General features: G+C 41.5%; 24 protein-coding genes and 1 pseudogene. 23 read left to right on the top strand and 2 right to left on the bottom strand.

Annotated elements, in window-relative coordinates:
- Positions 1–73: 73 nt before the first annotated feature.
- The 22 genes and pseudogenes from QFZ81_RS31830 to QFZ81_RS31725 all read left to right on the top strand — a co-directional run bounded on the left by QFZ81_RS31830 (position 74) and on the right by QFZ81_RS31725 (position 21,193).
- On the top strand, positions 74–538 hold the full coding sequence (locus tag QFZ81_RS31830) for a VOC family protein (RefSeq protein ID WP_307605922.1): 465 nt from the start codon (positions 74–76) through the stop codon (positions 536–538).
- An 85-nt stretch (positions 539–623) separates the two neighbouring features.
- Positions 624–1,193 carry a YdeI/OmpD-associated family protein gene (locus tag QFZ81_RS31825; RefSeq protein WP_307605920.1) on the top strand — a complete coding sequence of 190 codons (570 nt, stop codon included), beginning with the start codon at positions 624–626 and terminating at the stop codon, positions 1,191–1,193.
- Positions 1,194–1,709: 516 nt separating this feature from the next.
- Positions 1,710–2,573: an MBL fold metallo-hydrolase gene (locus QFZ81_RS31820; RefSeq protein WP_307605918.1), complete on the top strand. Its 864-nt coding sequence runs from the start codon at positions 1,710–1,712 to the stop codon at positions 2,571–2,573.
- 328 nt (positions 2,574–2,901) lie between these two features.
- On the top strand, positions 2,902–3,381 hold the full coding sequence (locus QFZ81_RS31815) for a DinB family protein (RefSeq protein WP_307605917.1): 480 nt from the start codon (positions 2,902–2,904) through the stop codon (positions 3,379–3,381).
- Between the two features lie 174 nt (positions 3,382–3,555).
- On the top strand, positions 3,556–3,753 hold the full coding sequence (locus tag QFZ81_RS31810; RefSeq protein ID WP_307605915.1) for a hypothetical protein: 198 nt from the start codon (positions 3,556–3,558) through the stop codon (positions 3,751–3,753).
- Between the two features lie 43 nt (positions 3,754–3,796).
- Positions 3,797–4,660: pseudogene (locus tag QFZ81_RS31805) on the top strand (MFS transporter); the annotation flags it as partial.
- A 259-nt stretch (positions 4,661–4,919) separates the two neighbouring features.
- Positions 4,920–5,384, top strand: coding sequence for a hypothetical protein (locus QFZ81_RS31800; RefSeq protein WP_307605913.1), 465 nt, complete (start codon positions 4,920–4,922; stop codon positions 5,382–5,384).
- Positions 5,385–5,580: 196 nt separating this feature from the next.
- On the top strand, positions 5,581–7,512 hold the full coding sequence (locus tag QFZ81_RS31795) for a fructose-1,6-bisphosphatase (protein WP_307605911.1): 1,932 nt from the start codon (positions 5,581–5,583) through the stop codon (positions 7,510–7,512).
- A gap of 238 nt (positions 7,513–7,750) precedes the next feature.
- Positions 7,751–8,332 (top strand): GNAT family N-acetyltransferase, encoded by a 582-nt coding sequence (locus QFZ81_RS31790; RefSeq protein WP_307605909.1) that lies wholly within the window; start codon positions 7,751–7,753, stop codon positions 8,330–8,332.
- Between the two features lie 25 nt (positions 8,333–8,357).
- Positions 8,358–8,654, top strand: a complete 297-nt coding sequence (locus tag QFZ81_RS31785; RefSeq protein ID WP_307437994.1) for an NUDIX hydrolase — start codon at positions 8,358–8,360, stop codon at positions 8,652–8,654.
- A gap of 49 nt (positions 8,655–8,703) precedes the next feature.
- A complete protein-coding gene (locus QFZ81_RS31780) occupies positions 8,704–9,258 on the top strand; it encodes a hypothetical protein (RefSeq protein WP_307437995.1) in 555 nt (184 codons plus the stop codon).
- Between the two features lie 643 nt (positions 9,259–9,901).
- Complete coding sequence (locus QFZ81_RS31775; protein WP_307605907.1) at positions 9,902–10,399, top strand: NUDIX domain-containing protein; 498 nt, start codon at positions 9,902–9,904, stop codon at positions 10,397–10,399.
- A gap of 171 nt (positions 10,400–10,570) precedes the next feature.
- On the top strand, positions 10,571–11,155 hold the full coding sequence (locus tag QFZ81_RS31770; protein WP_307605905.1) for a GNAT family N-acetyltransferase: 585 nt from the start codon (positions 10,571–10,573) through the stop codon (positions 11,153–11,155).
- A gap of 162 nt (positions 11,156–11,317) precedes the next feature.
- Positions 11,318–12,487: an MFS transporter gene (locus QFZ81_RS31765; RefSeq protein WP_307605903.1), complete on the top strand. Its 1,170-nt coding sequence runs from the start codon at positions 11,318–11,320 to the stop codon at positions 12,485–12,487.
- Positions 12,488–12,591: 104 nt separating this feature from the next.
- Entirely contained in the window at positions 12,592–12,987 is a 396-nt protein-coding gene (locus tag QFZ81_RS31760) for a DUF5071 domain-containing protein (RefSeq protein ID WP_307605901.1), read from the top strand.
- Between the two features lie 756 nt (positions 12,988–13,743).
- Positions 13,744–13,986: a hypothetical protein gene (locus tag QFZ81_RS31755; RefSeq protein WP_307605899.1), complete on the top strand. Its 243-nt coding sequence runs from the start codon at positions 13,744–13,746 to the stop codon at positions 13,984–13,986.
- Positions 13,987–14,255: 269 nt separating this feature from the next.
- Positions 14,256–14,732, top strand: a complete 477-nt coding sequence (locus QFZ81_RS31750) for a GNAT family N-acetyltransferase (RefSeq protein WP_307605897.1) — start codon at positions 14,256–14,258, stop codon at positions 14,730–14,732.
- A 181-nt stretch (positions 14,733–14,913) separates the two neighbouring features.
- Complete coding sequence (locus tag QFZ81_RS31745; RefSeq protein WP_307605895.1) at positions 14,914–15,792, top strand: class I SAM-dependent methyltransferase; 879 nt, start codon at positions 14,914–14,916, stop codon at positions 15,790–15,792.
- Between the two features lie 204 nt (positions 15,793–15,996).
- A complete protein-coding gene (locus tag QFZ81_RS31740) occupies positions 15,997–17,283 on the top strand; it encodes an IS110 family RNA-guided transposase (RefSeq protein WP_307603425.1) in 1,287 nt (428 codons plus the stop codon).
- 926 nt (positions 17,284–18,209) lie between these two features.
- A complete protein-coding gene (gene ltrA, locus QFZ81_RS31735; RefSeq protein WP_307605893.1) occupies positions 18,210–19,589 on the top strand; it encodes a group II intron reverse transcriptase/maturase in 1,380 nt (459 codons plus the stop codon).
- A gap of 122 nt (positions 19,590–19,711) precedes the next feature.
- Positions 19,712–20,293, top strand: a complete 582-nt coding sequence (locus QFZ81_RS31730; RefSeq protein WP_307440752.1) for a hypothetical protein — start codon at positions 19,712–19,714, stop codon at positions 20,291–20,293.
- Positions 20,294–20,785: 492 nt separating this feature from the next.
- Complete coding sequence (locus tag QFZ81_RS31725) at positions 20,786–21,193, top strand: hypothetical protein (RefSeq protein ID WP_307605891.1); 408 nt, start codon at positions 20,786–20,788, stop codon at positions 21,191–21,193.
- Positions 21,194–21,782: 589 nt separating this feature from the next.
- Here the strand turns inward: QFZ81_RS31725 and QFZ81_RS31720 are convergent.
- Complete coding sequence (locus QFZ81_RS31720; RefSeq protein WP_307605889.1) at positions 21,783–22,187, bottom strand: VOC family protein; 405 nt, start codon at positions 22,185–22,187, stop codon at positions 21,783–21,785.
- Positions 22,188–22,322: 135 nt separating this feature from the next.
- Positions 22,323–23,270 (bottom strand): helix-turn-helix transcriptional regulator, encoded by a 948-nt coding sequence (locus QFZ81_RS31715; protein ID WP_307605887.1) that lies wholly within the window; start codon positions 23,268–23,270, stop codon positions 22,323–22,325.
- Between the two features lie 355 nt (positions 23,271–23,625).
- Here QFZ81_RS31715 and QFZ81_RS31710 point away from each other — a divergent pair, with 355 nt between their 5' ends.
- Entirely contained in the window at positions 23,626–24,171 is a 546-nt protein-coding gene (locus QFZ81_RS31710) for a GrpB family protein (protein ID WP_307605885.1), read from the top strand.
- Positions 24,172–24,371 lie beyond the last annotated feature (200 nt).

Here is a 24,371-nt window from a genome sequence, read left to right as displayed (position 1 = left end):
TGAAAAAGGTGACATACATATGTCACCACTTATACATTATACTTCATTTATCACAAGAAGGAGGTATGACTTTATGTCAGCTATTGCATATTTAAATTTTGATGGAATCGCAGAACAAGCGATTGAATTTTATGCGGAGGCTTTAAATGCAAATGAGGTAAAAAAAGTAAGATTCAGCGATTTTCCGCAAGATCCAAACTATCCATTGCCAGAAAATGAATTGAATATGATCATGGAGTCTGCCATCGAATTCGCAGGCGGGAAAATCATGATGTCGGATATTCTACCTTCGATGAAGAGTGTAACGGGCGAGTTGGTTAAAGGCAACAATATACTGATTAGTATCGTTATTGATGATATTCAGACACTGGAAAATTACTTTTCTCATTTGTCTGTAGGTGGTTATGTTATCATGCCGTTATCAGAAATGCCCTGGTCTTCCTGCTTCGGAATGTTGGTTGATAAATTTGGTGTTGTTTGGAAATTTAATCGTGACGCAGATAAATTTCTTGATAAAGTGATTTCCAACAAACGGTAGCTCATAAAAAATGGTCTTGCAACTAAAGACCATTTTTTTTAATATTCCTTTTGTAATCAATTTAGAAAGGAAAATGTATTTTACTATGGAAATGAAAAATTTTATTCCGGTAAAATCGAGAGAAGATTTAAGAAATTGGCTGCAGAACAATTGCAAGACTGAAAAGTGTTGCTGGGTCTTGGTTAGTATGACGCCCACCCCCGATGTGCTGTTATATTTGGACGCGGTCGAGGAAGCTTTGTGCGTTGGATGGATCGATGGAGTCAAGAAGAAAATTTCTGAAACGGAGCTGGCTCAGAGACTATCTCCTAGAAGTAAAAAAAGTTCATGGACTGAATTAAATAAAGAACGTGTCCGTCGCCTCGAAAAGTTGAGGTTAATGAGAGACGAAGGAAGAAGGGCTCTTCCTGATATGGATCACGATTCTTTTAGAATAGATGAAGATATAGAGCCAAGGCTAAAAGAGGAAAAGCAAGTATACGATAATTTCATGGCATTTCCAGATCTTTATAATAGAGTTCGGATCGACACGATACAAAGCAATAAGAATCAGTCAGAATTGTTTAGGAGCAGATTAGATAAATTCATAACAAATACTAGAGAAAACAAAATGTACGGTCAATGGAATGATAATGGACGTCTACTAGATTATTAAGGTGCTCTGGGGCAATTTTCAAACCTTCAAATCCACGTCACTCGGCTGCCATAATGAACAACGACCGCCGATCAGGCCCGCCGAGCTTATTCTCGAAATAACCACTATTTCGACTATCACATTCATCACCACCGTTTGCTAATGAGCGACTGTCTTCACAGTATAAGGAGTGGGTAAAGTCAGATTACGTGATTGATATCGATACTGACCGTATTTATGTGTCACGGTATTGAGCTAACGGAAGACAATAGCTTAATAAAATCCGGCCGCGGTGGCCGAATTTTGCAATCACATATGTTTGTGTCACAATAGCACCTATGTTTGTGTCGTTCCGATGACACAAACGTAAATTGGTTTTTATATTTTAAGAGCTTACTCAATATTAAAATCTACCACAAATCGATACTAACGGATATTAGCCAGACGTCGCACGATAAGCAGGTGGGTGAAAAGTCTGGGGCGAAGTATTGTAAGGGAAAAGGGAAGTTATTTTAACCCGAAACGGAGGCTGACCGCATGAGCTCGCATCGCCGATTGGATACGAATGTGCCCGGGTCGCTGTACGTCACGTCCGCCTGTATCGATTGCGATACGTGCCGCCAGCTCGCGCCGAGGATATTCACCGAAGCTAAAGGATTCTCCATCGTTGCCCACCAGCCTGAAACGGGACTCGAGCGGAAGCAGGCACTGCAAGCCTTGCTCGCTTGTCCGACAGCGGCTATAGTGAGCGAGGAGAAGAGCGACATCGCCGAGGCGATGGCCGACTTTCCGTTGCTGCTGGAGGACGGTGTCCATTATTGCGGATATACGTCGCCCAAATCGTTCGGCGGCAGCTCGTATTTTATCATACGGCCGAACGGCAATTGGCTTGTCGATGCGCCGCGCTTCGTGCCATCCTTGGCTCGAAGGTTCGAGGAAATGGGAGGCATCGATACAATCTTCCTCACGCACCGGGACGATGTGGCGGATGCGAAGTTGTATGCGGAGCGGTTCGGCGCGAAGCGCATCATCCATGCGATCGAGAGGGAGGCGCAACCCGATGCGGAACATGTGATCGAGGGCTTCGAGGATGTACAGTGGGATAACGAGATGAAAATCGTCGTCGTTCCGGGCCACACACGTGGCTCGATGGTACTGCTGTATCGGGAACGGTTTCTGTTCACGGGTGACCACTTGGCATGGGACCGGCACCGAGGGGCGATGGAGGCGTTCGACGATTATTGCTGGTATTCCTGGGAAGAGCAGGGGCTTTCTATGGAACGGCTTGCCGCTGAAACTTTCGAATGGGTGCTTCCCGGCCACGGGGAACGGGTGAAGCTGCCGCCGGCGGACATGAAAAAGGCTATGCAACGGCTGGTCAACGAGATGCGGGGGCGATGAGCGGCATGAAGACCCCAATAATAATTCAGAGGAACTGTGACAGCAACTGGTATAAGAAAACAGTGCTCGAGGCTGCAGGGGAAGATCCGCCGCAAGGGGCTCGACGTATTTCTTGCGACGCTGAAGTCGATCAAGCATTCCCAAACCTTCAAACTGTGTTACGTTAGTTCATTCCGCTAACGCAGAACGTTTGCTGAATAATAACATTAATGAGCAGGTGTCCTCGGCAGCCTGCTCATTTTATTGAATTAAAGGGCAGGAAGGCTTCATGATTTCGAGAATAATAAAAAGACCCTACGTCGCAGAAAAATACAGGAGGCTATACGCCATGTTGAAACTATTCGAGTATAACTGGCAAGTACGCAAAGATTGGTTTGACTGGTGCGACTCGGTGACCGAAAAAGAGTTGCTAGAGAGAAGCACAGGGGGCCCGGGCAGCATTCTCTATACGCTGTTTCACATTGTGGATGTCGAGTACAGTTGGATAAGCGGATTGCAAGGAAAGCCGGAGCCACAAGAGCCGCCTTTCGAGGACTATGCCAATGTGCAAAAGTTAAGAGAATATTCCGCACGTTGCCATGAGGAAATCGCTCCATTCATCTACGCTTGGAATAGCAGCATGGAAACTCTTGTTTTAGCGGACGAAAACGCAACAGACGAATCAGAGAGCTTTAAATACGGGGAGATTATGCGACATGTTCTCGCCCATGAGATCCACCACATCGGCCAATTGTCCGTATGGTCGCGAGAAATCGGAAAGCAGCCGATTACCGCAAACTTGATTCGAAGGGGATTGTTCGATAGTTAACGTTGGTATCCCATTAAGTTCTCTCGGAAAAATGAGAGTTCAATAATCATCAGATCTATCTTTATTCAAACGGATACTATCGTTCAATACAAAAAGGGCTACCGCGGGGTAGCCCATTGTTCTATCGAAGTAGGCGTTGGACTAAGGCTTAGGAGCCAGAAAAGGTGAGGTCGCATGCGATTTAAAGGTTCTTTTTGGAATTTTGTCATCGGCCAATCATTTACCAGTTTGGCGGATGTATTTTTTATCGTTGCTATTATTGTATTCGTTCAAGAGTATACGCAGTCTGCTTTTATTACCGGTATGATCCCCATTATACGTGTGACGGCTTTGTTAATCAGTGGGCTGCTAGCACCTATAATCATGGATTAATTGGCGCTGCGGACGGTATTGATATCGAGTCAGGCCGGCTCATAATGCCATGGTGCCGAGACTCGTTGATCCTGCGCGCTTGGTGAAAGCAAACAGCCTGCTTTCAACCACAGATCAAACCGTTCAAATGGCAGGATGGGCTGTCGGCGGTGTTGTCGTCGCTTTATTAGGCTGGCAGAATACTCTTTGGCTGTCTCTTGTGTTGATTCTCATTTCCACGGTATCGCTCTGGTGGGTAAAGGGTGACACTGTTGTGGAAAAAGGGAATGACAAGAAAGTTTCCAGCCTGGAGTCCATGAAAACGGGATGGTCGACCATATGGAGAACGCCGACGCTGCGGATCGTGATGATGATGGATGTTATAGAGGGGATCGCCAATGGCGTATGGGCGGGAGCCATCAGTTTAGTGTACGTAAACGAAGTGCTCCATAGAGGAACAGACTGGTTCGGATTCATAAATGCCAGCTATTTTATCGGAACGATATCGGGTGGGCTGCTTGTCATCGCTTTATCGCGGTGGGTTGAACCAAGGTTAATTGTATCAATGATTGCCGGCTCCCTGATATTCAGTTTAATGACGCTCGGATACGCGCTCACTTCATTACCGACTGTTGCGCTGATTCTTTGCATGCTGATGGGGCCTGCATACCAATTGCGTGATATCGCACAAAGAACCATTTTTCAAACAAATGTGGCAGTATCGGAATTGCCAAAAGTATTTGCAGCACAGGGTAGCATCATTGCAGTTACTTTCGGCGTTTCCGTACTGATTATGGGGCTGATCACCGATTTGTTCGGAGTCCGGATCGCTTACTTAGCAGCTGCGGGGCTGTTTGCTCTTTCTGCCCTTATGGCTTTGGTATTCGCCAGAACGATGAACGTAAAAAACCTTGAAGAGAGGAGCTAAGCTGAGCTTCGACCAGGTTTCTACCGCCAAACAAACTGAGTTTGTTTGAGGTGAATGTTACTAGACTATAAAGTCTAATTGTGGTGGAGATCCCAGATACAAAAAATAATAATAAATAATTGCCTTATATGTTCAATGAATTGAGTAATTCATTGTTATAAACTGATTCGTTAAACTAAAGGGCAGCATAGTTCAATTGGTAGAAGGTTAATTATTCTCATTAGAATGGGGAATATTACCTTCTAGTGGAGGTTGATTATTGTTGAAAACGCTAGTCCGGATGTTATTACTTGTGGCTGCATTTAGTCTCCTTTTTACTCAAACAGTTAGGGCATCAGAAGGAGCAGAAGTGTTCGATATTAAGAAAGGTGAGATAATCCTTATAATTAAAAACTCAAATTCGTTGCAGGACCAGGTTAAAGAATTGTTATCCTCTGCAAATGGTACAGTAAAATCCTTTAAAATCGAACCAAACGATGGCATAGCCATTAAGATTCCGCTTATGCCCCCTTACAAAGTTAATAACGGTTGGATTACTGGGACAGTTACAGAAGTAGTGATGTTTATTAGTCCGTCCAAAACTTATTTTCCAACTCTACTTGTATTTACAAAAGAAAATGGTCTTGTTGCAGTCCATGTTAAAACCCACAGTTTAAAGACATTTCTAAAGAAAAACAAATTATTCAATCCAGAATTGAATCTAACCCAACCTTCTTTGCACTAATGGCAAACTTTAATGGAGGAGCTTGCATCGTTGCAGCTCCTCTATTTGTTCATTCAAGTAACGGGCAGGATAGCGTGGGAAGTTTCAGTTATAATAGCTGTTAGTAAGAGTACCAAAGGGAACCTCGTTACGCGGCTAGCCCCATTTAAAAAACCTCTTATACATCACCATATTTCCTTGAAGGGGGACATCTGTTTTGGATGCGCAGTTTCTAGATTTATTGGCCCAGAAATATGATACGGAAGAAAAAGTTGTAACAGAAATCATCAACCTTGAAGCGATCTCCAATCTTCCCAAGGGAACTGAGCATTTTGTCAGTGATTTGCATGGGGAGTTCCAGGCTTTTCAGCATGTACTAAGAAACGGTTCGGGTACCGTAAAAGAGAAAATCAAAGCCTTGTTCCGTGAGGTTTGGACGGATCATGAAATCAATGATTTTACGGCGTTAGTTTATTATCCGGAAGAAAAAATACAGCTGGTTAAAGGAGACCTGTACAATAAACAAGCCTTGAACCGATGGTACAGACAAACGATTGAACAAATGCTTAAGCTCATTTCTTATGCCTCTTCCAAATATACGCGCTCGAAATTGCGTAAAGCTCTGCCGGAGCAGTTTGTATATATTGTAGAAGAGCTTCTATACAAGACGGATTCGACCAACAATAAGGACCCTTATTATGAGGAAATATACCGGCAAATTATTTCCTTGGGCCAGGCGGACAAGCTCATTATCGGCCTTGCTTATACGACCCAGCGCCTGGTGGTTGACCATCTTCATGTGGTCGGAGATATCTATGACCGCGGGCCGGACCCCGATAAAATTATGGACATGCTGATCAACTACCATTCTGTAGACATTCAGTGGGGGAACCATGATGTCCTGTGGATAGGCGCCTATGCGGGTTCCCTGGTCTGCCTTGCGAATATTATCCGGATCTGCGCCAGATACGACAATCTGGACATCATCGAAGACGTATATGGAATCAATCTTCGCCCACTGCTGAACTTGGCGGAGAAATACTATGATGACAATCCGGCCTTTAGACCGAAGCTGCAGACCGACCATAACGGTTCGGAGCAGGAAATCCTGCAGATTACCAAAATTCATCAAGCCATTGCCATGATCCAGTTTAAGCTTGAAATCCCGATTATCAAGAGACGCCCATACTTTAATATGTCTGAAAGGCTTTTGCTTGAGCAAATCGATTACGACAAAACTGAAATCAAGATTGGCGGAAAAACTTACCCGCTGGAAAATACCTGTTTCGCAACCGTAAATCCGCAGCAGCCTGAACAATTGCTGGAGGAAGAACAGCAGGTGATGGAAAAGCTGCTGTTCTCCGTTCAGCATTCCGAAAAGCTGGCCAGACATATGAATTTTCTTATGAAAAAGGGCAGCCTTTATTTAAAATACAACGGGAATTTGTTATTTCACGGCTGTATTCCCTTGGATGAAGAAGGAAACATGGAAGAAATGCAGATTGAAGACATGACGTATTCGGGCCGTCAGCTGCTCGATGTTTTTGAATATTATTTACGTTACGCCTTTGCGCATCCGGAAGAGACGGATGATCTGGCTACGGATATGGTATGGTACATCTGGACAGGGGAATGTTCCTCGCTCTTTGGAAAGAGAGAAATGACCACCTTTGAACGGTACTTTATCCAAGATAAAGAAACCTATAAGGAGAGAAAGAACCCTTATTACCATTTGCGTGAAAATGAGGAGATCTGCCGGAAAATCCTGCTGGAGTTTGATATGAATCCGGATTATGGACATATCATTAACGGCCACACGCCAGTTAAAGAAATTCGTGGAGAGAACCCCGTTAAAGCAAACGGGAAAATGGTTGTCATTGACGGCGGTTTTTCCAAAGCCTATCAATCCACAACGGGCATCGCCGGATATACCTTGTTGTATAATTCCTTTGGCATGCAGCTCGTTGCCCATCAGAAATTTAATTCAAAAGAAGATGTGTTATGTAACGGAACGGACGTATTGTCTGTAAAAAGGCTGGTGGACAAAGAACTGGAGCGGAAGCTGGTGAGGGAAACCAATGTCGGGGAGAAGCTGCTGCAGAAAATCTCAAATTTGAAGAATCTCCTGGAATATCGCTACATGAAATGAAACAACTGCTAAATGAAACAACTGGTACAGCCGCGTTACGCTAACGGAAACGATAGCTCAATAAACATCAGGAGAAGGCTGCCGAAATCAATAGATCGGCAGCCTTCTCAGCAAACGGGCTTATCTCCAATACCAGATAGAGGAAATAACCTGATCTTGTAGAAGTTATAAGAAAAATACGGAAGTGGCACTTCCTAAAGAGTACACCAATAATTTCAATCTTGGAGGCAAGATTATTTTGAACATTCAAATGGTTTTTGACCAATTCCCAAATCTGGAATCAGAGGATTTGCTGCTTAGGAAGGTTGAGTTAAATAACCTCAAAGATGTATATGCGATATACAGTAATGACCATGTATTTGAATACTGTGGTATTATTCCGAAGCACAATATTGAAACTGTAAAAAATATGATAGGACATTTTGAACGAGACTTTACTAAAAAAGCACGAGTTAAATGGGGAATATTCACCAAAGAGGAGCCCGCCAAATTGGTGGGCATCATTGAGGCAATGGATTTTAATCAAAAGGTAAGCATGGTAACGATTGGGTACTTTTTGGCGGAGTCATCTTGGGGAAAAGGGATTGCTTCAAAAGCTGTTAATGCACTTGTCAAATTTTTATTTGAAACTGTAAGTGTAAATAGAGTCCAGGCGGAAGTTATGCCATCAAACGGGAACTCAAAAGGGGTGCTTCTAAAGAACGGGTTCCTCAAGGAAGGAATAATAAGACAAGCCACTATATGGTCTGGAAAAGGAATTGTTGATTTAGAAATATACGGAATCCTTAAAGGGGATTACAACAAGGGACAATTAAGCTAACGGATAACGATAGCTCCATGAGTACATGACGAGGCTACCGGGTATCAGAGTCGCAGGGGTTTTACGTAATGGTGATAAAATTCTTTTTCAAAGAAACAAGAAAGGTGACGCTTGGGTCTTACCTGGCGGAAGAGCTGAGGTGAATGAGCCGACGGAGGAAATCGTCGTCCGTGAATTCTTGGAGGAGTTAGGATTTCAAGTTGTCATCGATCGACTTATCGCCATAATTGAAAATTTTAATGCCTACGAGTATGAATCACTTCACGAATTCGGAATGTATTACGAGGTCAAGTTGCTGGGACAATTACCACATAACAGCTGAGTTCTCATTTTATGAGGACTCAGCTTTTCTAATAAAGGGAGGGGCAATCATGGTAGTACAGAAACGTCTCATTTATTATATTTTATTAGGAGTTTCGGCTCTTATATTATTGTACTTTTTTATCACTTTGATCTCGAATCGAATTGATCCAGTCGGTAGTAGTGTGACAGAAGAGGCTTTGATACATGACCTCAAGATTATTGCAGCAGATAAAGTATCAGTTGAACGAATAGACGTAATTAGCAACAATAAATCAACTAAAGAGGCTATCCCCGAGAGGGATGGAACAATTGATGAAACAGCAAAGGTTTTATACGTAATATCAAAAACCAAAGATAACAGAAAGCTGAACCATGTCTACGCCGCCATGGAGATGTTTATTTATATGAATGAAAGACAGGTTCCTTTTAAGGTGAAAGGAATTCAGTTGGGAACCACTCGTAAATATATGGTTGATCAGTTATGGAAAATTACTGTTACTCAGGAAGAATTCAATGAATTATATGCAACTGTAGATAAGAAAAATCTCACAAACGAGCAAGTCGTACAATTATTGGGTGATCAGTGGACCAAAAAACATAATTACAAGGGCTGGTTGAAGTAACGCAAATCGTTCAAAGCGGGGATTCCCCGCTATTTGTTCTTCCAGACAGAAAAGATCAGGCGAAAACATATTGTGATCCCTTCGATTTGTTCCAATACACGTCTAATATGAAACTTTTTAAGGGAGTTGGCAATGGTGAGCTTCGCAGGTACTCCCCTTCTTCTTAGAGCATTTTCACAGAAAAGAACAAAGTGGAATCCCTTAATAAATATAGGATTCCACTTTTTGAGTTTTTCCTTTTAGGATTAAGTGGTTTAGAAAAGGTGCTGATATTTTTGGCTTTATCGGATAGAACAATTCAGATGGAGTCACTGAAAAACTTAACGCCATCATATATTTGGAATATTACCAAACAAGTTATTAATCAATGCCCTCGATGCGACATTAATTGTTTCAATCGAAGAAAAAGAAATCGCACGTTTTGACCTTTCTAAATCTAAATGAATGTAAAAAAACGTTGAACTAACGGATACGATAGTTCAAAATAAGGGAACAGAATGCCAGGATAGTTAATACAAATTCAACAAACGTGGTTGGGTTTCAATATCAATATTAGAACGAATCCATCTAAAATTAGTTGTTTTATTAATAGGATTAAAACACTATTATATTCACATCCAGAATAATCCAAGGGATGAAAAAAATGAGTGGTTGGCACGACTCTTATATAGGCAAACTTCGCAAAGTCATTGGCACACAAAAGATAATCGAAAACTCAGTACGGGCAATCTTACTTGATGAAAAAGGTCGTGCATTGTTTATAAAGCGTAGTGGTGATAAAAAGTGGGGTATGCCTGCAGGAGCCATGGAACTAGATGAATCAGTGTTTGACGCGATGAAGCGTGAAGTTAAAGAAGAAACAGGGCTTGATGTTCTTAAGGCAACATTAATTGCTATTTATTCTTCTCCAACAACACAAACATTCACAGACCGTTGGGGTAACGAGCATCACATAATAGAGTATCTGTTTCGAGTGGATGAATGGACGGGGACGCTTGAAAAAGAGACAGATGAAAGCGTGGATGCTAAGTTTTACCCTTTAGATAATCTACCAGAAGCTTCAACTGAGCTTTTTGCAAAGCATCACGAAAGGGTATTTAAAGATTATAAAAAGTTCGATGGAAAAATAATATTAGAATAGTAATTGTTATTTAACTAACGCAGACCGATAGCTGAATAAAAACATGAAGCCAGCCGGTCAATACGATAGGCTGGCTTTGTTGAACTATCGGGCAGTTTAACTGAATAAGAAGGAGAAGGCATAAAAGAGACGAAATGACTATTCAATATTCATAAAAAGGAGAGAATTATCGTGGAGATAACGCCAGTAGAACTGATAGGAGAAAGGGTTAAGATACTTCCTATGGAAGTTGATCACGTACAGGAATTATTTGATGCGGGAAACTATCCAGATATATGGGCGTATATGCCAATGAAAATAAATTCAATTGAAGATATGAAATGTCTTGTGGATGGAGCGCTTCAAGCAAAAGTACAAGGAACTGAATTTCCTTTCGTTATCTATGATAATGATTCAGGAAAAGTTGTGGGAAGCACTCGTTTTCTTGATATATCCATACCTAATCGGAGTTTGGAAATTGGTTGGACATGGCTGTCTCCGACAGTTTGGCGAACAAGTATAAATACTGAGTGTAAGTATCTTCTTTTGAAGCATTGCTTTGAAACACTAGGGACAATTCGTGTACAAATAAAAACAGATGGTCGTAATCTTAGGTCTCAACAGGCAATTGAAAGATTAGGTGCTGTTAAGGAAGGAGTGCTTCGTCGGCATCGCATCATGTATGATGGATATGTGCGAGACTCTGTGTATTACAGTGTAATCGATGAAGAATGGCTTTTCGTGAAGGACAGATTAGAGAGTATGCTACGACAATAGCGTAAGTTCTTGATTATTAAACGAAGGGATTCGATTGTTCGATAAGATGGGCTGCGTTCGGCAGCCCCTTTTTTTTGTAGTGATATGTTTCATCATTAATGATTCCAACCTAACTCTTTTTATGCCCCTTTGTGAATATACATTTCAATGGGGGGGGATTTAATGGAGTTACAAGGGAAGATAAGTTTAAGTGTTGGTTGGATAACTTTGTTTCTTATGGGTACTGACTTATTTGTGGTGTCTCCGTTATTACCGTTCATTTCGGAAGCATATCAGGTTAGTACATCGACCACTGGATGGATGGTAACAGTTTTTGCAGTTACATATGCTTTTTCAGCTCCTTTTTTTGGTTGGTTTTCAGATAAAAAGGGACGGAGATTATTTATTACGTTTGGTTTATTGCTGTTTGCTATTTCTAATACACTAACCGCTTTTACTCCTTCTTTTTTATGGTTAATTATAAGCCGTATTTTAGCTGGTTTGTCCGTCGCTTCAATTACCCCTTTGATTTATGCAATCATTAGTGATATTGCACCACCAAATCGGAGGGGAACATGGCTTTCAATTGTTGTTTCAGGACACTTAACGGCTCTTTGGGCAGGAGCGCCGTTCGGTACGTTATTGGAGCATTTTCTAGGTTGGCGTTCAGTATTTGTTGTAATGGCTGCCATAGGAGCAATATTGGCAGTAGTGAATTTCAAAACATGGGTTTCTATTCCAAGAAGTGATTCAACCATAAATCTACTACAAGGAAATCTTCTTCGAATATTAGGTTCTGTAAGTGTTACTACCATTTGGGCAATTTCGATGTACACTCTTTATGTTTATTTGGGAGCAGCTCTTTACTCCGAAAATAGATTCTCGTCATCAGAAATCGCATTAGCTGTTACTTTTTATGGTATCGGAGCGGTTTTAGGAAGCCTTACAAGTGGACAATTAACAGATAAGTTTGGAGAAAGAAAAATTTCAAAGGCTACACTAATTTTCTTGACTCTTATACTCATTTGTTTAGGGATATTCTTCTCATCTGGCGATTGGGTTTATTTCTTTCTGTTTATATGGGCTTTGGTTGGTTATGCAGGATTCACATCATATCAAGCAAGATTAGCAATGGAATATTCAAAAGAACGAGGAATTGCAATGGCATGGAATAATACAGCTTTATATATAGGTATCACGATTGGTTCAATGATTGGAGGTTATGTCATATCTAATTGGGGATATTCACTGCTCCCTTATGTTTGTAGCGGCGCAGCAATCGTTAGTTTTATACTCAGTACCCAAAAGGTACAAGAAGCCAAAAAAGAATATGTTTTTTCAGAAGATAGATGACCTCAGAACGAGGTCTTGTTATTTAGCTAACGGATAACGATAGTGAAACAATAAATTTAAAAAAATCTGTTCTAAATTAATTCAACTAATCTGAGGGGACTTTCATGGAGGATTTTGGTATTTATCTACCTAGAGATAAACATGATTTTGAAAGAGTTAATCAATTGCGTAATTTAGACGATTCTATTTTGATCGCGATTATTCCTAATCTTGTAGAATGGCTTCAAGATATTAATTGGCCAATCTCTTCAGAAGTTGCGAAACTTTTACTTAAACATCCAGAGGAGACAATACCACATATTAAAGATGTCTTAATAACAAATGATGATATTTGGAAAGAGTGGAGCCTAAGATATTTCGTGAAGGAACTACCAATACATTTAATTCAGGAATTTAAGACTGATTTAATTAGAATTGCTAATACACCAACTAAAGGTGAATTACTTGAAGAAGTGAATGAAACTGCTCTAATGATCCTGGATACAATTAATAAAGAATGATTTTTAGTATTTCAATAAAGGTAACTACTTCTAAAAAAAACAATCCTGATCGGGAACTCACCCTCTATCTCATAAAACATTTCAAGGTAATGGATCCAGGCATTTCATTAAACAAATGAAGAACTATAGTTCAATCACGACGGCAGCCGGCACATGATCAGCTGCTTTTGTCCGTTGAAGTAAAGGTCAGGTTTACATAGTGACAATATATTAAATTTAGGAATAGTTAAAATGTCCATGTTGTATTGTTCCACATTTCTTCCCATAAATAAAATAAATATGCTTCTGTAATAATGGATATAAGTATAGTAATAGAAGATCTGTATTGTTTTAAAAGTATCGAAATAAGTAAGATAATTATTGGCAGATAATAAAGATAAATATTTTTAATCATTTCTTCAAATTCTCTCAAATATGAATAAGTGACCATTAAAATAACTAAAGATAAAATCATATAAATAAAACCTATTATTAAACCAAGTATCATCAATGATACGTACTCTAGAACCTTCATATGCAAACCCCGCTTTTAATTAATTCATTAAACTCATTATATAAATTCAGTTCGCTTACTATAAGTACTAATCTTATATAGTACTGTCGAGTTGGCGTTAAGCAACGGAAAAAATAGTTGAACAAACCTAAAACGGCTGCTGCGTGCAGCCTTTTGTGCTAACGGGCATCTATATTTAAAAGATAATGGAAAAGTGCGTATCCTGGATTATGTAACTGATAATCGAAAGGTAGGTTCGGAATTTGGCGACATATGTAATACTGATCAAAGAGTACGATGATTCAGAGAAGGTAATTTATAAATTTGGTCCAACGGAAGAACGAATGGGAAGAATTGAATTTGACAAGGTTGTTGAAGAATTTAGGGAACTAGAGCAAGTGCCAAATACAAAAAATGACCATACATTCATGAGGGCCGTTTCAGCTATTGCTAGATGCTATAAAGAGGGAAAAGGATTCCCAGACAGAACTTTTTTTGCATCATAAGTTATTTCACTAAAGTCAAACCACCTTGCGACCAAACGGGGTCTCTTTTTGCTATTCAATTATCGGGGTGATTACGTAAAAAAAAAACGGCACAACATTGTGCCGTTTAACCAATTGCGAATATGACAAAAGGATACCCCTAAAAAAGTCATGGATACATAATAGTATATAAAAAAAATCAACATAAGTCTATTCATTTTTTGGATAAAATTGTATGTTATTTATGCGACCGCGGCGCAAAACGATAAGGGATGAAGGGAGAAGACCTCATGATTACGCTCAGAAAGATAACGTTGGAAAACCGACGCGCCATATTTAACTTGGAAGTATCAGACGAACAAAGGCGCTTCGTTGCGTCCAATCTGTCAAGCGCGGCTTCATGCTATGTCCTTACAACCAATGGGGGACATCCATTTCCATTTGCCATTTACTCGGATGGACAGCCGGTCGGTTTTGTTATGTTGACTTATGGAATCACCGGATACGACCTTCCGTCAATCGCGCACGACAGCTATTGCATCGTGCGACTGATGATTGACAAGCACCACCAGAACCGGGGGTACGGTCGGGAAGCTATGAAAAAAATCTTGGAATTTATCCGCACCTTTCCTGCCGGGCCTGCACATTACTGCTGGATTTCTTATAAGGTAGATAACTTGCCCGCCAAAAAGCTTTATGAAAGCTTCGGATTCCGTGACAACGGCGAAATTTTAGGAGACGAGCTAATCACCGTATTGCCACTCTGATTTGCATTGGAGACTCAACTATCGAAATACACTAGCGAGGCGATGGAACCGATCCATCGCTGGCTTTCATTGCTGCAAGTAGCGTTCCGAGGGACTGGCAGTATTGTGGAATATTTTATCTTTAAACTTTTTTAAGTGCTAATATTCAGACTGGATGTTTCTCATAATAGGGGGTTAGAAGATGAGTGACTACTATTGGGATAGTAAAATCGATTATTTAAGTAAAACTAGATGGCTATATTACAATGATGATTACTTAGAGTTCCTTATTAAAAGTGTATGGAAAATTACATCGCCAGTTCGGATTATCGACTTCGGGTGTGGCTATGGGTATTTGGGGACAAAACTCTTACCATTGGTGCCAGAAGAGTCTACATACACGGGAGTCGATTTCGGAAATAAATTGATTGATCATGCGGAGGAAGTATTTAAAGATACGCCATATAAAACTCAATTTATCCTTGGTGATATTCAAGAGATGGATTTCGAGCAGAATTATGATATTGTAGTCTGCCATGCATTTTTATTGCATGTTGAAAATCCGAAGGAAATTCTTCAAAGAATGATAGGGTGTTTGATTAATGGAGGCAGAATTATTTGCTTTGAACCACATTGGATCTCAACTATGGCAAACTATTATCTTGATGGGTACAATACATCGGAGTTAGTCCAATTAGGGTTTCTTCAGAAGCTGTTTGAAAGTGACATGAAGCGTAGTGGCAAAGACGGTAATATCGGGATAAAGGTACCTGTTTACCTAAGCCAGCTTGGAGTAAAGCAAATTGAGTGTAGAGTCAGCGACAGAGTTAATTTCTTAGATCCGAATTCTGACACATTAAAAATGGATACTCTATATACCTCGCTAAAGGAAGATGGATTTGGTGCCGATCCAGGAGTAGAAGAAACATTTATTTCGAATTTAGTTCAAAGAGGTGCTTCTTATGAAGAAGCAAGGAATGAATATAAAGTGGAATCATTAGTATCTAAAGTCTTTAAAAATGACGTTTTTCTGACCTATGCAGCCAACTTGAAGATAACTACTGGGGTTATCAAGCGATAGGACTGGTTATGGACACAAATGATTCATCGATCTAACGCGAAACAATAGCACAATATCAACAGGCTGCCGGCTTACTCGGCAGCCTGTTGAAGTAAACATTCCTGTTAGGGCTAAGAAATAGCCTTTGTCAAAAAAGGAGCGCCTCGGTATGATGGGTTTGTCGACGGGTTTATAACCCAATACCATCAAGGAGGCGCTCTCACTATGAAGTTTAAACAAACAGACGGACAAAATCAACGTATTGAACGAATTACCACTTCTCATCTTGTTGTGGGCATCGACATTGCGAAGGAAACTCATGTCGCACAAGCGACTAATTTTCGCGGCATCGTACTTTCTCAGCGTCATCTCACATTTTCAAATACAATTGAAGGCTTCGAAAAATTAGTACGGTGGATCGATGGACTGAAACAGAAACACCGTTTACAGGGACTCATCATTGGCATGGAGCCGACTGGACATTACGGTTCAAACCTGGCTAATTGGCTTGCTGACAAAGGCATAAACGTTGTCATGGTGAATCCGGCCACCACCAAAAGAAACAAGGAGAATCGCGACAATAGTCCATCTAAGAATGATCCGAAGGATGCGCTTGTCATTGCCGACGTGGTCAGCCGAGGATTTTACTATGAATACTCTCGACAAGCTGCAGTCTTTCAAAGGTTGCGAACAATGATGAGTGATCGGGAATATTGGGTGACAAATAGTGTACGGCTGCAGAACCGAATCATCCGCTGGATAGATATTCGCTTCCCTGAGTATTTTTCTGTGTTTAAAGATTGGACCTGCAAACGTTCCTTGGCTACGCTTAAGGAATTCCCATTTCCGCAGGATATAGAGTCTCTGTCCGTATCTGAGGTGATCACCGCTTGGAGAGCGCATATGCAGCGAGCCGGTGGTTCCACTGGCATGCAGAAAGCTGCGCAACTTATCTCTCTAGCTAAGCGAAGTGTAGGCGACAAGACTGCTCTCAATGAAGCGAATCAGGATTTACACCGACTCTTGCAAGAGTTCGAACGGATTGTTGAAATACTAAATGAAATTGAAAAAGATATCCAAAAATTGCTCAGTGAAATTCCTATGGCCGATCAGCTTCGATCTATCAAAGGACTAGGCTCAATCTGTACGGCAGCTATTCTTTCAGGTGCTGGTGACCTTAGACAGTATGCGCATGGGCGCCAATTATTACGTAAAGCAGGCTTGAACCTAGCCGAAAGCACGTCGGGAAAACGTAAAGGACAGATCGTGCTTTCTAAAAGAGGTGATGCTACACTGCGAAAATATCTATATCTAGCCACGATCCAGCTCGTAGGGAATAATCCTGTGTTCCGACAGTTACATGAGAATAATGTTCAAATCAAGCATATGAAGAAGCAACAGTCTGTATTTAAACTGCTTGGAAAACTGGCACGAATCATCATTAGTATTGTTCAAAAAGGAGAAACTTTTTCTCCTGAGATAGCTGCTCCAACGTTTACGCAAGCTGCTTAAAACGAACTTAATGATCACATAGATTGACTCATTCGCAGGATTTCAAAAAAGAAAGCACGGAGAACCGAGCTACTGCCCGGCAAGGGCTTCAGACCCGTCCGCTAAACGCTATCGGTCTCCACGCCTTGGTCAGGTGTAACGAAGGAATGTAAGGGCATAGACCCGTTGAGCCATGGGATGGTGAACACCAAGGAGAAAGTGGAGTATGCGTGCAGAAGAATAGCACTTGGAGAAATGTTCCACACGTTTCTTCTGTTCCCGCATATCCAAACATGGAACGACGGTGTCTAATAAGCTTACTTTCTGGAGCACAGCTGTTATACATGGCGACGAAATCCTGCGAATGAGTGAGTAAATGTAAGATAAATCCTTAAAACCGAGGGACGGGCAGTGCGCGCCTAGCCAAGCTAGGCACAACTTACTGATGCAAGTTCAGTCGGGGTAAGGACCAAGCCGCCCCGTAGCTAGCAGGCATACGTCGGCGAAATCCGGCGGCTGAAGCCCTGTGAAAAGTCGCGCTTTGCGCGATGAAGCAAATCTGCAGGCCGTAATGAAAATGAATCCTACCGCATCGTGAAACTGAACCCGAAAGGGACAAGAGGGAGCCGAGCCACGACTGCCCCGGCGAAGGCCATGGAACGCGCGAAGAACTTGGAATGCAGCGTAGAAGAACCCTCCGGTGTAAAGGGATCGGCATGTAGAGATAGTTGTGTCTGGAACTAGGGAGGCCCTCCCCCGCACGAAGTTTTTTTTTTTTCGTAACGAGCAAACTTATAAGCCTCAAAGGTGAAGTGGTAAGCTGCGGGAAGGGAGTCGGAGGGGGCCATATTACCAAAGATCCGGCGGACAACATAACCCCGGGGAGGGAAGGGCGCCGAAAGGCAATACCCCACTTCGTTTACGGGATATTAAGGAGGTAAGAGCAAGTGAATGCCGAATACACGGCTAACGCCACCAGTGAAAACGCTCGACAACTCCAAAATACCCTCTATCTTGCGGCTAAGGAGAACCCAAAGCGTAAGTTTCATGCACTGTACGACAAAGTATTCCGAAAAGATATCTTGCAAGAAGCATGGACAAGAGTGAAAACCAATCGTGGTAGTGCCGGTATTGACGGACAAACGATTAAATTCATCGTTCGAGATATTGGCGAAGAATCCTTCATCGAAGAGATCAGGCAACAGCTAATGAATGGGGAATACCGACCGTCTCCGGTTAAACGGAAAGAGATTCCGAAGCCGGACGGTAAGACACGTCCCTTGGGTATTCCAACAGTCCGTGACCGGACTGTTCAGATGGCAACCAAACTGGTAATCGAAGGCATATTCGAAGCAGATTTTAAAGATTGCTCTTACGGATTTCGCCCCAAACGGTCGGCTCACCACGCTATAAAAAGCATCCGGGAAAGCATCAATTGGGGCGTCATTAACTGGGTGGTCGACGTAGATATAACAGGCTACTTCGATAATATCTCCCACAGCAAGCTGATGAAACTGGTCGAAGAACGCATCTGCGACAGGCGCATACTGAAGTTAATTCGACAGTGGCTTGAAGCAGGTGTAATGAAGGATGGCATATGGCAAAAAACGGAGATCGGAAGCCCACAAGGCGGCGTAATATCTCCTCTTCTGGCCAATATTTATCTCAATTACCTTGATACGATATGGGAAAAACGGTTTTCCCATCTCGGAAAGCTGATAAGGTATGCGGACGATCTAGTCATTCTATGTCGATACAAACCGCAGGCGCTAGAATCGATTCAGACACTTAAAGCGATCTTTGGGAAACTGGAATTGACCATGAACACGTCTAAATCAAAGCTAGTGAGTCTATGGAAGAACCAGGACGGATTCGACTTCCTTGGCTTTCATCATCGGAAGATGCCTTACCTTCATAAAACCGGGACAAAGTATCGACTTCGAAGCTTTCCATCGAAGAAAGCAATGAAGAAGATGCGCACTCGTGTGAAGGAAGAAACGGCATCCAGAGGCCTGTTAAACTGTCAGTTAAATATGATGGTCAAGCTGCTGAACCCAATGATTCAAGGATGGCGCAACTATTATGCTCATCAGGATGTAGATCGAAGTATGGCAAACCGTTTCCTTGGGAAAGTGGACTGGTACATCCTGAGGAGATTGAGACTGTTCTGGAATAACAAACATAGGAAGCGCAAGCGGAATTGGTCGGAGATGCAGATTCTGCTTCAACGTGCAGGATTGAAAACAGTATGCTCATGGAAAAACCGTAATGCCCTAGATGAAGAACGTCGGAAAGCCGTATGCGGGAAAACCGCACGTACGGTTTGATGAGGAGGGGCTGGGAAATCCAGTCCTTTACTCTACTTAGTTTCATTCCCAGAAGACGATACTAGGCAAAAAAGGGCTTTCGGAGAGTGAAAAAGAACTGACCATTTGTTTGGAGGGTAAGCATGGCTAGGTTTGAAGTTGTCTTTAAAACAGAACCAACTGAGAACATTGTTGAGATAGTTAAAGAGGGACATATTGATTTTGATTTTTGGGGTAAGTTAGATATTCAAATTGATGGACAATCCTTTTTTATTAATTTCCGCTCAGAGTATTATGATAAGTATTATGAAGGTACTTCTTCTATCTCCAATCAAGGAATATCTACACCTGTTTTCCCGATGCTGGAAGCATTTATTAAAGGGATTGTTAACCTGAAGAAAGAAAAAGAGGTTGTTATCGAAGAATACACTGGACAAATCAGCAAATCACTCGTATGTGTTGATTACGGCAACGGAGAAAATATTATCTTTGCAGTTCGCGAAGGCGAAGACTTTTTTTCTGAAAAATATATTTGGTACGATGGAGAAAAAGTGTCAATTCAAAAGGAAATTCCTATTTCTAAAGTGAACATTTTAAAGAAAGACGACTTTATTTATGGGTGTTTTGAAAGTGTTAACGAATATCTGTCGTCCTTAATTGATAAATACCCAAAGCTAAAGGAAATACCCTATTTCAGGGAATTTGTAGAAGGTACAGGTTTGTAATATTACTCTGGTCTTTGCTGAATTTCCGTTCCGCTAACGAAAGAACTATAGTTGAGGAGCATGCTTAGTGGCTGCTCCTCTTTTTTATTCATTCAAGTAACGGGCTGGCAGTTTAGTTTAACAGTTGACTATTTATTGTCCCTCGTAATTAGTCCGAGAATAAACAGGACAACCCCAATTAGTGGAATTATTACTTCAAACAGATGCAATCTTATATGCATATTGTTTTGAACGTAATACATCAGTACAAAGAGAAAAATACCTGACAGCATTAATTTGTTTGATGGCATTAGTTGATCACCTCAGTCCAAGTTTATCATATTGCACGAATGAATGTTAAGGTTAAGGCTAACGAAAGAACTATAGCGTAATTAATCTTCAAGTCAAAGGCTGCCGAGTAAACTGGCAGCCTTTTCTCAACTAACGGGCAGGATTGTTCAGTTTACAAGCGAATATTCATAATATAATGAACAACTGTGGGGGCTGAATTTCTTGAAATTTCAATATGAAGTAGATAACCATGTAATGGAAGATATTGATCCAGATATTGATTTTGTTATCAATTTCCTCAAACAAATGAACAACATAACAAGTTCCTTTTGTACATTATCGTTTAATGATTTTTTATTTATTCAATGTGCGGGTTCTAAGTCAAAAATGACAATAGAATACAGATCACCAGATAAAAGCGGAAACGATTTTAGGCATTTTGTAATAGGTGTTAAGAGTCTGATCAAGACAAGTACTAAGGTTCCCTATAGCGGTGGAGAAATAAAAGTAAGGACAAATGAAGTTTTGAACTCTGATCAAGCAGTAGTACTTTTTAAAGCTTTTTTTAATGAAAGAGTGATACTGAGTGATTATGTTCAAAGAGAAACAACAGAAATATTCAAATCTTAAGGCTATTACAGTGATACAGCGTCATTACGTTAACGGCGAACTATAGCGGAGGAGACTGTAGCGCTACAGCTCCTCTTTTTTTTTCATTCAAGTAATGGACAGGTTAATTGAATATGGTTTAAAAAGAGGAACGTTAGTTCAATGAAATAGCGACAGTCTAGGACTTTATTTTCTAGTCCTTTGCTGTCGCTGTTTCAATTTCTAAGGTCAGTCTAAAACTTAGTCAATGAAGTCTGACGGTATGACAATTCGAAAAGCCGCATGGAATAAAGACATCCAGTCTAATACTTTATTTTCTGCTGACACCAGAAAGCAAGCAGAACTGAAAACAGTAAAGGAGCAGCCGTAGCTGCTCCTTTGACTTGTTCATGAAAATTCTTACTTACTAAATGATAATGACCACAAATTGGAATAGTTTCTACCATAAGCTATATACACATTGGTAGTCGTGTTGGCCCATTCGGGTTCATTGTCATACCGGGAAAGACGATGTTATCATCGGAGAAATGTTATCGGCACATTCGGCCAAAATGGCCATACGAATCGTTGTCACTCCCCAAATTGAGGCCTCACTCACTTCAACTGTCCGTCAACGCCTACCGCTGAACCGTTTGATCGCTTCCTCGGTCACAGGCGCGAATAGGTTAACCAGATTGCCGTCGGGATCGCGAAACAGCACAGCACGGTTCCCCCACGGCATCGTGGTTGGTTCCTTTACCCACTCGTCGACAAACGGCTTCAAGCGCTCGTATTCGGCGTCGACATCGTGGACGCGAAACTCGATGATGACAGTGTGATTGTCGGCCGCCATTGCGGAACCAGCGCCGAACAGTTGCACCGTCTGGGAGTGGCCGATCGCCAGGGTGCACGATGGCACAACGAGTTCGGCAAAGACGGGTGCGGGGCGTTCCGCCGAAACACCCAGGACTTTCTCATAGAACTCGACGAGACGATCCACGTCGTCGGTAATGATGCGTACAGATGCAAAATTCACGAGATACCATCCTTCCTATAATAAATGATACAATACCGTATCATATCATTTTGGGCCAGAATACTTCGCATTTATCTCCCACTCCTTTATGTTTACTTACTACGATTATAAAAAAACGCTACTGACAACAGTATGTCAGTAGCGTTTTAACATTTTTTCGGCTTCCTCGCGAATCCGATTCCGGAATGATTCAGGCTCCAGTACCATCACATCCGCTCCCCAGCTAAGCACCCATTGCAGCGATTCGTCCAGTTGGCGAACTCGTAAGACTACGTACAACCCATCTTGCTGCTCTTCCATGTCTTCCATGTAAGTGTAGTTCGCTTCCTTCACCTTATCAGCCATGTCCTGATTAAATCGAAGGCTAACTTGCATGTGCCGATCATCCTGAGGGGTGTACTCCCTTAGGTTAAAATGGGCGGGCAGTTCGAAGCGATCCTCCAGATCGATAAGTGCCGATATTCGGGACAAACGGAAATGTCGAATGTCTTGGCGCAGATCGCAATGAGCCACTAGCATCCACGATCCTTGAACGAGCACCAGTCCATAGGGAGCAACCGTACGAAAACTATGGCGATTCTCCTCGGAATCCACAAGTCTTTTTATATAACGAAAGCTGATCTTTCGCTCGTCTAATATTGCTCGACGGATCTTTTCGAGATATTCCCTTTCTTTTGAAGGCGTAATCGGTTTATCGGAAGGGAGCAAGCGCATAGCCTTGCGTACTCGAGAGGTTTCATTACGAACGCTCTCCGGTAGAATAGCTTCGATTTTCCCGCGAGCGGCTTGAGCCTTGAGACGGTAATCAGAATCAAATCGTTGCTCGATAAAGTCCGTTCCAATGAGCAAGGTTACGGCTTCTTCTACCGTGAAACTGACCGGCGGCAGGAAATAGCCTTCCATCAAAGAATATCCTGTTCCTGTGGCTCCAATGATCGGCACGCCTGCCTCACTTAGAGCCTGAACGTCGCGGTAAATGGTCCGCACGCTGATTTCAAATAGGATTGCCAAATCTTCGGCTCGTACCACTTTTTTTCGTTGCAACTCCAGCACTATGGCTAACAAACGGTCTGTTTTATTCATTGGCCGCCTCTCTATAAACCTTAAAATTAACGTATGCGCAACTCATTCTCTACAAAAGACAAAGAATCCCTCATATACATCAATATATATATAAGAGTCACACCTGACAATGGAGTAGTTTCGTGGCTTAAGCTAACGGAAACGATAGTTCAATCAATAAGGGCTGCCGTGAGGTGGCACTTTGCTCCGCTAACTGGCAGTTAATGCAGGATTACACCTATTACAATTTCCTGTTTCATTGAAGTAACTGGAGTTATGCTTAAAGGAGCCAAATATTGATATCAAACTGGAAATCTAGATATGGTAAAATTAGGACGAATATATAAAACAACTGTTATGAAGGAGATTAGATTAAATGGAAGATCAATGGAGGATATCCAAACATGATAGTGGATGGAAGGATCTGTTCAATGAAATTGCTTTAAAATTAAGATATTCATTAGGAGATATGGCCATTCGTATTGATCATGTTGGTTCTACATCGATCTTTGGTCTGGATGCTAAACCAATCATTGATATCCAGATATCTGTTCTAAATTACGATGACATAAAATCCTATAAGACCAAAATTGAGAGTGTTGGTTTTATATTTCGCGAAGAAAATCCAGACAAAACTAAGAGGTATTTTCGAGAACTACCGGGCACTCGAAGAACTCATATTCATGTAAGACAAATCGGTAGTTTCTCTGAGCAAATGACTTTGCTCTTTAGAGATTATTTACGTGAGCAACCTCAAGATTGCTTAAGGTATGCAGAGGAAAAACATCGGTTAATGGAACTATTTAAAAATGAACGCTCAAAATATGTTGAAGGAAAAGGTCCGATCGTTTGGGATATCATCCAAAAAGCTCATAGCTGGTCTCAAGAAGTAGGCTGGAAGCCAGGCACATCTGATAAATAAGTTAAATTGGTTCATTAAACTAATGGGCACGATAGTTTAACCAAAACAGGGAGCAGACCGCCACGGCACTGCTCCCTGAACGTATTCTTCTGCATATGCTTTTTACTTTAGAAGTAATACTGCCGTGTCTCAGGTAGTTGATGAAAAATCTTCTGTCTAAGCAAAAAATCCGCCGCACATCAACGACGGTTTTGCTCGAA

The organism is Paenibacillus sp. V4I9 (assembly GCF_030817295.1).
Taxonomy (GTDB): Bacteria; Bacillota; Bacilli; order Paenibacillales; family NBRC-103111; genus Paenibacillus_E.
This window is presented reverse-complemented; position numbering and strand designations above follow the sequence as displayed.

Excerpts from the sequence above, each read along its gene's own strand:
- QFZ81_RS31830 (WP_307605922.1), top strand. The coding sequence starts at position 74 with ATGTCAGCTATTGCATATTTAAATTTTGATGGAATCGCAGAACAAGCG.
- QFZ81_RS31825 (WP_307605920.1), top strand. The coding sequence starts at position 624 with ATGGAAATGAAAAATTTTATTCCGGTAAAATCGAGAGAAGATTTAAGA.
- QFZ81_RS31820 (WP_307605918.1), top strand. The coding sequence starts at position 1,710 with ATGAGCTCGCATCGCCGATTGGATACGAATGTGCCCGGGTCGCTGTAC.
- QFZ81_RS31815 (WP_307605917.1), top strand. The coding sequence starts at position 2,902 with ATGTTGAAACTATTCGAGTATAACTGGCAAGTACGCAAAGATTGGTTT.
- QFZ81_RS31810 (WP_307605915.1), top strand. The coding sequence starts at position 3,556 with ATGCGATTTAAAGGTTCTTTTTGGAATTTTGTCATCGGCCAATCATTT.
- QFZ81_RS31785 (WP_307437994.1), top strand. The coding sequence starts at position 8,358 with ATGACGAGGCTACCGGGTATCAGAGTCGCAGGGGTTTTACGTAATGGT.
- QFZ81_RS31780 (WP_307437995.1), top strand. The coding sequence starts at position 8,704 with ATGGTAGTACAGAAACGTCTCATTTATTATATTTTATTAGGAGTTTCG.
- QFZ81_RS31775 (WP_307605907.1), top strand. The coding sequence starts at position 9,902 with ATGAGTGGTTGGCACGACTCTTATATAGGCAAACTTCGCAAAGTCATT.
- QFZ81_RS31765 (WP_307605903.1), top strand. The coding sequence starts at position 11,318 with ATGGAGTTACAAGGGAAGATAAGTTTAAGTGTTGGTTGGATAACTTTG.
- QFZ81_RS31760 (WP_307605901.1), top strand. The coding sequence starts at position 12,592 with ATGGAGGATTTTGGTATTTATCTACCTAGAGATAAACATGATTTTGAA.
- QFZ81_RS31750 (WP_307605897.1), top strand. The coding sequence starts at position 14,256 with ATGATTACGCTCAGAAAGATAACGTTGGAAAACCGACGCGCCATATTT.
- QFZ81_RS31745 (WP_307605895.1), top strand. The coding sequence starts at position 14,914 with ATGAGTGACTACTATTGGGATAGTAAAATCGATTATTTAAGTAAAACT.
- QFZ81_RS31740 (WP_307603425.1), top strand. The coding sequence starts at position 15,997 with ATGAAGTTTAAACAAACAGACGGACAAAATCAACGTATTGAACGAATT.
- QFZ81_RS31730 (WP_307440752.1), top strand. The coding sequence starts at position 19,712 with ATGGCTAGGTTTGAAGTTGTCTTTAAAACAGAACCAACTGAGAACATT.
- QFZ81_RS31715 (WP_307605887.1), bottom strand. The coding sequence starts at position 23,270 with ATGAATAAAACAGACCGTTTGTTAGCCATAGTGCTGGAGTTGCAACGA.
- QFZ81_RS31710 (WP_307605885.1), top strand. The coding sequence starts at position 23,626 with ATGGAAGATCAATGGAGGATATCCAAACATGATAGTGGATGGAAGGAT.